The sequence below is a fragment of the Pantoea sp. CTOTU49201 genome, from assembly GCF_032054795.1.
Taxonomy (GTDB): domain Bacteria; phylum Pseudomonadota; class Gammaproteobacteria; order Enterobacterales; family Enterobacteriaceae; genus Pantoea; species Pantoea symbiotica.
The window spans coordinates 1-3,065 of sequence record NZ_DAMBSA010000493.1; the positions used below are offsets into that span (position 1 = coordinate 1).

Sequence of the window (3,065 nt, forward strand, 5' to 3'; positions counted from 1 at the left end):
TGCCGCATCCAGTTGCGTATGCATCTGCGCCACTTCGCCTGCGCCATACGCCTGATTACGCTCCAGCGCGTTGACCAAATCCAGCCCCATCCGACTTAGTTCCGCCACCTGCTGCACCTGCTGCTGCAGCGGCTTGAGCTGATAGCTACCCAGAATCAGCGGCATCACCGCATCGCTGTTGTTCTGCCAGCGTTGCAGCTGCTGACGGATGGCATGCGCCGCCGCGTGATCGGCGCGATTGGCGATCAAGCGATCAACCTGCTTATCCAGCAAACGCACCGCGTTGCTCTCGGCAGGCAACACATCGGCCAAACGATTGAGCGGTTCAAAATAGTCGTAATGACCGGCCTGGAATTTCAGATGCTGACGCGTGTAGTACTGCGCCGGTTCCAGCACTTCAGCCAATATGCGCAGCGGCGTGATATCGCTGCTGTTCGCCAGTCGCATCATCTGCACTTCAGCCTGCTGATGCTGCTGCAAACCGACTGAAATGGTGCCCCAGCGATCCACCGCGCTCAGGCGTTGATACATGTTATCGCTGTCGGTGACATCCTTCGCCGACCACAACCGCTCAGCCACCACAAAGGCGCGCGGCCACAGGCGCGTATCAATCACCCGGCTGTTAACGTTCTCCGCCCACAGCGCCGCCTCGCCGCCAATTAGGTTGTTTTGCAGCTGTTCCGGCGTCGGCAGCGATGGCGCAATGCCGGTTGGCACTTGCGCCAGCTTGCTGCCTTCCGTGGGATAACGCACGTTGCCCACCAGCATATAACCGGTCAGCTTGTCTTGCGTCAGCGTCACCATCGGCTGGAACGGCCCCATCCACGTATCGACGCTGAAGGTCAGCTGCGTTGGCGACAACCAGCGAATGTCGCTGACCATGCGACGTGCTTTGCCGCTGAAATCGATAAAGCCGCGCCAGCCGTTTTTCCCCTCAATCAGCGTAAAGCTGCCTTTTAGCGCGCTGCCTTTCAGGCGCGGCATGGTGAATTGCCAGCTCTGCGTCTGCTCACCGGCTTGCACCTGATCCGCACCGTTAAGCCCTTGCGGCCAGGGTTCATTGCGATAGTGATAGGCGGCGGTTTGCGGCTGATCGAGATAGAAACCGGTGGAGAGAATGCCGCGGAAGTCGTTTTTCGCCACGGTGCCCAACGCATCCTGTCCTTGCCACGATTGAATCAGAATGCTTTTTGGCAGATCAGGATGGTAAACCTCATCCCAGCCGATCATGCGGCGCTGATGTGCTTCGAGGATTTTCTCAACGCGCTGGTTAAACCAGGCTTGCAGCGCATGCGAATCTTTCAGGCCGTGGTCGCGCATAAATTGCTGAATACGCGTGGAATCATTCCACTGGCTTGGATCGACCTCATCGCCGCCGATGTGAATGTAGGGATCGGGGAAGATCGCCGTTACTTCGCCCATTAAGGTGTCGATAAAGCGGAACACCGCGTCGTTGCTGGGATCGAGCAGCGGCTTAAACACGCCCCAGCCGCGCTCCATCTGATACGGGCCCGGCGCGCTCATCAGCTCCGGCATCGCCACCGCTATCGCCGAAGCATGACCAGGCAGATCGATTTCCGGTACCACGCGCACGCCGCGCTGCGTGGCATAGTGCACCACATCGCGCATCTGCTGCTGCGTGTAGTACAAGCCGTCGCTGGCTTTTTCCTGCAGCTGCGGATAGTGGCTGGAGGCAAAACGCCAGCCTTGATCGTCAGTTAAGTGCCAGTGAAACACGTTCATACGCGCGGCGGCGATGCCGTCAATTTGCCGCTTCACGGTTTCAATCGGCAGGAAGTGGCGCGCCGAATCAATCAGCACACCGCGCCACGGAAAGCGTGGTTTATCGTCAATGGTGACGTAGGGAATTTCGGTGCCTTTTTCCGTGTTTTCAATCAGCTGCAGCACGGTTTCCATGCCGCGCATCGCACCAAAGCGCGTGTTGGCTTTCAGTAACACGCCGTCGCTGTTAACCAGCAGATGATAACTTTCGTCGCTGTCCGGCTGGGGAATCGGATCAACCGCCTGCGCGATTTGTACTTGAATGTTGGGATGATCGCTGGATGCGCTGGCTGGCAGCAGCGGCCAGCCGGTTTGCCGCGCAATGCGTGCGCGCCAGCGCGATTCAGCACCTTCCAGATGATCGCCCGAGATATGCAAGGTGAGCTGCGGCGTTAACGCATACGCCCCGCCGCCGCTCGGCTGCACCACGCTTTGTGGCCACGGCATCAGCGGTAAATCTCCGGCGGGCGCGGCGAAGGCGGAAAAAGTCATGGATAAACAACAGGCAAGCAAGGTTCTTTGCAATGGCATTTGGGCATCCTTGTAAATGAAACAGCGGACCAAATTGGGCAAAAGGCCCATTAAACCTGTTTCGCATTGCAAAGCAAGTGGCCGTAAACTGAAATCAAGGCAGGTTAAAACTTTTGTAGTTTAGCCAGATTAACCATTGCGCGGCTTTCAATCTTCGTTGTGGCTTCCTTGCTGTAGGTCAAACCGCCTGCGATTAATTAGCGCGTAAACACCATATATAGCGATTACACTCCTTAAAATTATCTACATATAGTTTCATGGAGAAGAAATGGCGACGGTGGTGATTAAGCGTGACGGCTGCAGAGTGCCGTTTGATGCGCAGCGGATCGAGGCGGCAGTAAGCGCGGCCGCGCGTGCGGCACAAATCGATGATACGGCTTGGTGCACGCAAGTGGCGGCGCAGGTTAGCCAGCAGCTGGCTGAACAGGCCGAAGTGGATATCCGTGATATTCAGTGCGCGGTGGAAGAGACGCTGATGAGCGGACGCTGGCCGCAGCTGGCGCGCGCCTATATCGAATATCGCCATGACCGCGATTTGGCACGCGAGCAACGCGGTAAACTGCATCACGCCATTCGCGGTTTGGTGGAGCAAACCAACGCCGCGCTGCTCAACGAAAACGCCAACAAAGACAGCAAAGTGATCCCAACCCAGCGCGACCTGCTGGCCGGCATCGTCGCTAAACATTACGCTCAGCAGCAACTGTTGCCACGCGATGTGGTGCTGGCGCATGAGCGCGGCGACATCCACTATC

The 3,065-nt window shown here is 57.5% G+C and carries 2 protein-coding genes; one reads left to right on the forward strand and one right to left on the reverse strand.

Going from position 1 to position 3,065, the window contains the following annotated elements:
- A partial coding sequence (locus RTY00_RS22715; protein ID WP_312666417.1) for a family 20 glycosylhydrolase occupies window positions 1-2,313 on the reverse strand: 2,313 nt, incomplete at its 3' end.
- 268 nt (window positions 2,314-2,581) lie between these two features.
- On the opposite strand from RTY00_RS22715, the gene nrdD reads away from it, so the two are divergent.
- Window positions 2,582-3,065: anaerobic ribonucleoside-triphosphate reductase (nrdD, locus tag RTY00_RS22720; protein ID WP_312666419.1), on the forward strand; the 484-nt coding region annotated here is incomplete at its 3' end.